7 protein-coding genes and 1 pseudogene are annotated in these 6707 nt (G+C 46.0%); all 8 read right to left on the reverse strand.

Annotated elements, in window-relative coordinates:
- A pseudogene (locus Q0372_RS09760) lies at nt 1-505 on the reverse strand (hypothetical protein); the annotation flags it as partial.
- On the reverse strand, nt 426-938 hold the full coding sequence (locus Q0372_RS09765; RefSeq protein ID WP_298105401.1) for a hypothetical protein: 513 nt from the start codon (nt 936-938) through the stop codon (nt 426-428). The gene Q0372_RS09765 and the pseudogene Q0372_RS09760, both read right to left, overlap by 80 nt.
- A gap of 262 nt (nt 939-1200) precedes the next feature.
- Entirely contained in the window at nt 1201-1767 is a 567-nt protein-coding gene (locus tag Q0372_RS09770) for an AAA family ATPase (protein ID WP_005873246.1), read from the reverse strand.
- Nucleotides 1768-1776: 9 nt separating this feature from the next.
- On the reverse strand, nt 1777-2469 hold the full coding sequence (locus Q0372_RS09775; RefSeq protein WP_295151400.1) for an LrgB family protein: 693 nt from the start codon (nt 2467-2469) through the stop codon (nt 1777-1779).
- Complete coding sequence (locus Q0372_RS09780) at nt 2466-2924, reverse strand: CidA/LrgA family protein (RefSeq protein WP_081451750.1); 459 nt, start codon at nt 2922-2924, stop codon at nt 2466-2468. Before Q0372_RS09780 ends, Q0372_RS09775 begins: the two co-directional genes overlap by 4 nt.
- A gap of 203 nt (nt 2925-3127) precedes the next feature.
- Nucleotides 3128-3376 carry a hypothetical protein gene (locus Q0372_RS09785; RefSeq protein ID WP_298105404.1) on the reverse strand — a complete coding sequence of 83 codons (249 nt, stop codon included), beginning with the start codon at nt 3374-3376 and terminating at the stop codon, nt 3128-3130.
- Between the two features lie 170 nt (nt 3377-3546).
- A complete protein-coding gene (locus tag Q0372_RS09790; RefSeq protein ID WP_298105407.1) occupies nt 3547-4443 on the reverse strand; it encodes an alpha/beta hydrolase-fold protein in 897 nt (298 codons plus the stop codon).
- Nucleotides 4437-6560, reverse strand: coding sequence for a TonB-dependent receptor (locus Q0372_RS09795; protein ID WP_298105410.1), 2124 nt, complete (start codon nt 6558-6560; stop codon nt 4437-4439). The genes Q0372_RS09790 and Q0372_RS09795 overlap by 7 nt, the downstream gene beginning before the upstream one ends.
- Nucleotides 6561-6707: the final 147 nt, after the last annotated feature.

Genomic DNA, 6707 nt, shown 5'->3' on the forward strand with positions numbered 1-6707 from the left:
GCTGGCGGCGATCCGCTTTAAGTCTGGCAAGTCCTAAACTCGGCACATTATGCGTCCTGGCGCGATAAAAGCTCGGATTAAAAGAGAGGCTTTGATCATCTGAAATTTTATAATTTAGTCCAAATGATGTATAGTAGCCTCGCTCTCTTTCGCCCTTGCGGTATCCATGCTGATCAAAGCCCTTTATCGCGGTCTTTAGAAATAGATTTTCGCTCACATTCCCGCCTGCGCCGAAATTTAGATCTTTATAATTATACGACGCGATCTTGGTAGAGACATTGGCGTATGGATATTTTGCGCCCTTTTTTGTGATGATATTTATCACGCCGCCGCTCGCGCGCTCGCCGTTTTTCTTCGCGCCATCTTTGACGCGCACCGCAGTAAGGCATTTATCAAAAACTAGCGACTTGCGCTCGCCCGTCTCGTCAAAGCTCCAGCCGCCGATTTTCGCGTAAAAATCTGTGCCTACGTAGAGCTTTTTGCGCCACGGCCTGGGGGTTTTTATACAGCTCGTAAAATAGCTCCGCCGTTTTTTCGTCGCCCTGCCACGCAAGCGAGCACAGAAGGTGATTTAGCGCGTTTTTGGAGTTATCTTGTAGCGAGTCTAGTTTGGTTATGAGCGCGTCTCTTACGTCCTTAGGCGCGCCAAAGTAGAGCTCGGGCGGATAGTAGATCTGCTTCGCCGCCGCGGCTCGCGCGATCCTTGGATCGTGGATGCCCAGCAGGCTAAAAAGCGCCCAAAAATCGTTATAAATCTCATCCCATTTTTCGATCTCGTCGATTCTGTCCGCGATTTTTCGGATCATAGCCTCCACTTCGTCCGCGCTTAGGTTTAAAATCTCCTCTCGCCTCTGTTTTTGGCGGCACGAGTGGCAAATGCCGTCGAAATAGATCGTGTTTTCGCCGCATTTTGGGCATAGATGAGCTTTGCTTTGCATTTTATCTCCTTAAATTTGGATTTAAATTTCGTCAAATTTTAGCTAAATTTTACTATTTTGTGGCGATAAAGCGCGGTTTAGAATTTAATGCCGCATTGAATGCGAGGCTTTATAATACACCTAAAATGCGTTATTTTTAAATGGAATTTAAGCTGAAAGAGATGTAAATTTTAAATTGCGATAGAAATAGGGCGGGTTTGCGAGATAAAGCGGAATTCATCTTTTAAAAGACAAATTCCACTTTTGTGCGCTTAGGCGCAAATCACTTTTCAATGTGATGTTTGACCAGATACTCGATGATATTTACCGCATTATCGATGCCGCAATACGATGTGTCGATGCAGATATTGTAGTTTGCGGACGCGCCCCAGACTTGGTTGGTGTAGTATTGGTGAAAGCTCATCCTGCCCGCGTCGCTGTTTTCCATATACTCGCGCGCGTCAGTATGGCCCTCTTTTTCTAATCTGGCAAGCTTAAACTCATCACTCGCACGTAGAAATACCGTCAGCAGATCCGGATGTCCGCGCAAGAAAAACCCGGCGCAGCGTCCAAGCACTATAACGTTGCCGCCCGAGACGATCTTTTCGTAGATTGCTACGATGCGATCGCGCTTTTGCTCATTGGCTAGCTCGTTGTGCGATATTGCCTGAAGTAGCGTATTTACGGGCATTTCGTTGTAGAACTCATACATCTGCTCGAAGCAGCCAAGCTCGTCTGCTTTGCGGAGCAGATCCGCCTTGGCTAGATAGGTGTAGCCTAAGCGCTCGGCTAGTTTGCGCGCAGTTTCGCGCCCGCCTGCGCCCGTTTGTCTAGCGATCGAGATTATCATATTTTCTCCTTAGATGAAATGTGCAAAAATACCGGCACCGATGACGGTCAGAAGTCCCGTAACCGCCATTGCTAAAGACGCCATTGCGCCCTCTACGTCACCGATCTCAAGAGCGCGCGCCGTTCCCATCGCGTGGCTCGCGCAGCCTAGGGCGATACCTTTTGCCATCGCCTTTTTGATGCCAAAAATTTTAAGTAATGCCTCGCCAAATACGCTACCGATGATGCCCGTAGCGATGATGCAGGCCACCGTTAGCGTCACGATGCCGCCTAAGCTTTCGCTGATACCCATACCGATTGGCGCCGTGACGGATTTCGGTAGTAGCGTGACATACATTGTATGATTTAGCCCAAATATCACCGACATCGCGTAGATGCTGCCTAGTCCTGCGATCATACCCGAAATCAGTCCTGCAAAAATAGCTAAAAAATTACTTCGCAAAAGCGCCAGCTGCTCGTATAGCGGTACGGCTAGACAGACGGTAATCGGCGTTAAGAAAAAGCTAATGTGCGAGGCGCTGGCGTTAAATTTTTCGTATGGAATTTTAAAGATTAAAAGCACGCAGACAGTAAGCACGATACCGATTAGAAGCGGATTGAAAATCGTTAACTTAAAGCGCTTTTTTAGATAAAGTCCTAGCTCAAATGAGCCCAGGCACAAAAACACGCCGAAAAAAGCGGAGTTCATTAAAATTTCTCTCATTTTTTGTCGTCTCCGGATAAAATTTCGCGCTCCAGCTTCGCATCCACGCCCTTTGTATTCACGCCGTCTTGTTCGTGCGCGGCTGCGTAGAGTCTGCGCTTAACGCGGGCGAGGGCGATTTTATAAAAGATCTGCGTTACCGCGCCGCTTGCACCGATGACTACTACTGTAGAGACTGCCGTAATCGCGATGATTGCGAAAAGATGTTGGCGTAGCGCGTCGCCTGCGATGATGATCGCAGCGCCCGCCGGGATAAAGATCACTGGCATAATCTGCATAAAAAACGACACGGTTTCTCTAATCTGCGATACTTTGATTAGTTTGAAGATCAGGGCTAAAAGCATAATGACTAGCCCATAGATGCTAGCGGGGATTGGCACAGGCACGAGCGCCGCCAAAATCTCCGCAACAAAAGATATTCCTAAAATCACACTAAATTGGATTAAGTAGTTCAAAGTTTACCTCGGATTAAAATTTAGGGCTAAATTTAGCACTTTGCAGTTAAAATAGATATTAATCTTGCTAGGTTTGGGCGAAATTTTGCGGCAAAATTTACTTAAGTAAGCTCTGTAGCTAGGCTTTAGGTAGAATTTTGAGATTTATCGTAGCGCTAAATTTAGCCTTGCGGCATGGATAAAATCCGGCGACGACTACTCAATCAAGAATCCTTGCCTAGCTCGATTTTGATACCGAGCACCTTGCAGACTAGATCAAAAATTTCAATATCGACATTGGGCGCGTATTCGTCCAAGACCGTGTAAACTTCGGCACGCATATCCTCGTCGTGGCCCGGGTGCGAGCGCGAATACAGCTCGTCCGTGCGCCGCACGAGCGTGAGATTATCAATATCTCGCTCGCGCATCGCCTGCTTGAGCCGCTTTGAAATTTGCCATTTGAAACTTTGCATTTTCGCTCCTTTGAAATTTGCGCGATACTAGCCAAAAGGACTTTAAAGTTTAATTTATTAAATCCGGTGGCGCATTTCGGCGCGATCAGCGAGCCTGCGCCGCTCGGTCTTACGCTTGCAAATATAAAACGAGCCGGGTTTAGATTAAGGCTTACCAGCTAAATAGAAGATTATCTTTGCGTAAATAGCGCTAAATCTCGCAAAGCCAATGGGATTACTTCGCCGTGCGAAGCGCCTTCGTAGAGCCTAAACTCGCAAGAAAGCCCCTTTGTTTTTAAAATTTCAGCTAGATCGGCCGCTTTTAAAATTCCCGCTTTATCGGTTTTTCCTTTACGCATTTCACGCGAGCCGGCAACGAGCATTATGAATTTCGCTTTTAAATTTGATCTAAGCTTTCCCTCGTCTAGGGCATCTCTGATCAGCTGTGATTCACCCCACCACAACGAAGGCGAGGCGATAAAAAACTCGTCGAAAATCCCATCGTCGCGCAGCAAAGCATAAATCCCGAATAGCCCGCCAAACGAATGTCCGAAGTAAATTTTATCGCTTTTTGCCGTAGAGTATTTTTTCTCCACGAGCGGAAATAGTTCATCTTTTATGAAATCATAAAATTCTGCCGCGCCGCCGCCGTTTGCGTATTCTTCGCCGCTCGCCGCGGGCGTTAAATCTCTCGTGCGACGCTTAGTATCATACGCTAGCGGGCTATCGTATCCGATGCCTACTATAAGGACGGTTTTATTTAATTTAGACCCGGTTTCGGCGTTTTGCTTTGCGCCATTCGCATAAATTTTCGCATAGGAGTTTAAAAGTATCGGAAACTGCGCGTTCGCATCAACCATAAAAACTACCCTATCGTAGCGAGCGACATTTTTTTGGCGAGCTATAAAAATTTTATATTTTTCGTCGCTCTCGCTTTTTAGAATAAAATCACTCACGTTAAACATTTCGCGCGCAGCCTCGCTTATCCGCTCAATCTTTTGCGGCGGTTTTGCCCCCAGATTGCAAGCGAATAAGCACGCTAAAAAGAGTGCGTTAAATACCGCAAGAAAGCTCTTTGGGCTTACCATTTAGCGTTTACCTTGAACCAAAACCTCCTGCCCTCCTCGGGATACCAATAGTAATTGCCGTCGTCTGCGAGACCCTCATCGTATCGGACGTTATCAAAGATATTGTAGGCGGTTAAATTTAGACTCAGATTATCGTTTAAATCGTATTGTGCGCCCAAATCCGTAGTAAAAAGCTTTTTGTCGTTTTTGCTGACTCTATTGCCCGGACCGAATTGTACGCTTGTAAGCTCGCTTTCGTAATTAAGACCGATAAAGGTAGAAAGCGGAGCGATCGGCCTATAACTAAGCGTCGCATGTGCGGCATGTTTCGGAGTAGCGGTCAGGGATTTGCCATCTAGCCTACTAAGATTGGTTTGGCTAAATTTAACGGCACCGTTTGGCGTATAGATCGTAGGATCCCCGGTTTCGATCTCGGAGTGGCTATAGGTATAGTTTGCCTTGAAATTTAACCTCTTAGTAATATCGTAATCGCCGCTCAGCTCAACGCCGTAAACCTCGGCTCCTTCTATATTAAAATACGTTCCCCAACCCGGGCAATTAACGCTCGGTGCGCCGGCGCAGCCTCCGTAAGCGGGAATCCTATTAATATTGCTGCCATCGGTATCTAAAATTTTATCTTTGAAGTCGTTTTTAAATAGCGTGATATTGCCGCGCAGATCGTCTGCATTGTCGTAATAAAGCCCGATCTCGTAGGTCGTGCTTTTCTCGGGCTTTAAATCCTCGTTACCGAAATCTATAATCCTCCAGCCGCCCTGAATCGTGCCTACTTCCGGCGAAATTTGATTGACATCGGGAGTTTTATAGCCGGTTGCAACGCCACCTTTGATCGTCCAGGTATCGCCTATATTAAACGTCGCGTAGGCTCTAGGAGAAAAGTGGTTGCCGAAGTATTCGTTGTGCGTGAGCCTGCCGCCGAGCGTTAAAAATAGCGTATTTTCCAAAATTTCGATCTCATCCTCTAAAAATCCCGCATGCTCGTTCATAGAAAATCGCTGCGGAGAGCGTAAATTTTGCCTATTCGAGTTTGAAACGATGAAAGTCGTTTGCACATCCTGTTTGCTAAAATCGTAACCGAAGGTAAGCGTATTTATACCGAGATAAGTCGTAAATTTGGAATTAAAATTTCTATTTTTTACGATTGCGGGCGAAAGGCTATCAAAAATGCTCGTACGGCGAGTCTTGTCCCAAAAATAACTTATATCAGCGCTTAAGCTTTCAAACTCGCCCAAATATCCGACTCCGTGATTTTCTCTTTTATATTTATAGTGATTTAATCCGCGCGCGTTGGGATAAACGGCGGTTTTACCAAGAGTTCTTGAATAATCGTGATTTTGCCTTCCGGTTTGAACGTAAAATTTATTATTTTCATCCGGCGTTAGCCAAAGCTTGGCGTTAGAATCCGATTTATCGCTCTTCTGATAGCCTCCCTTATAGCCGTCCTCGTCGCGCAGCTTTTTATATCCCCACAGCTGAAGCGCCGCATACTGCCCGAAGGGAATATTGACGTAGGCTTCGCCCATCTTGCCGTCTCCGATACCCTCGTGATCTTGGATAGTTGTAGATATAGCGGCGCTTCCGCTAAATTTAGAAAAATTCTTTTTCGTAATGATATTTATCACGCCGCCTACCGCATCGCTTCCGTAAAGCGAGCTCATAGGTCCTCTAATCACCTCGATACGCTCTATCGCTCCTGCGGGCGGGATAAAATTCGAGTTCATATCGCCCGCTCCGCCTTTTGGGTTCGCCGCCGCGGAACTTACACGTTTACCGTCGATAAGCACAAGAGTTTGGGAGCTTTCCATTCCTCTGATGGATATCCCGCTTGCCGGGCCGTCGTCGCCTGCGATAACGCTGACGCCAGGCATTTTATTCGCGATATCGTGCAGCGAAGTGAAGCTGCCGCTTGATATCTCTTTATTATCCAAGGTGGAAATGGTGGCGGGCGCCTGCCTAATATCTTGGCGAAAGCCGCTCGCGCTTACTACGATTTCGCCAAGATTCGTGCTATTTGCGTCACTGCTTAGGTGTGAGCCTTCGACGCCGCATAAAATCGAAACGCTCGCGCATATCGATAATGTGATAAATTTCGCCTTTTTAAAATACATATCTTTTTGCATTTTTGTTCCTCTATTTTGAAATTTAATCGCGGATTATAACTCAAGGCGGATAAATTTAATATTAATTATTAAAGTATTTTTATAGAATTAAATTTCACTAATAATTCCCCATTCCATTGATATTTTTATAAAAATTATTTTAAATAA

It is taken from the genome of uncultured Campylobacter sp. (genome assembly GCF_937997405.1).
Classification (GTDB): domain Bacteria; phylum Campylobacterota; class Campylobacteria; order Campylobacterales; family Campylobacteraceae; genus Campylobacter_B.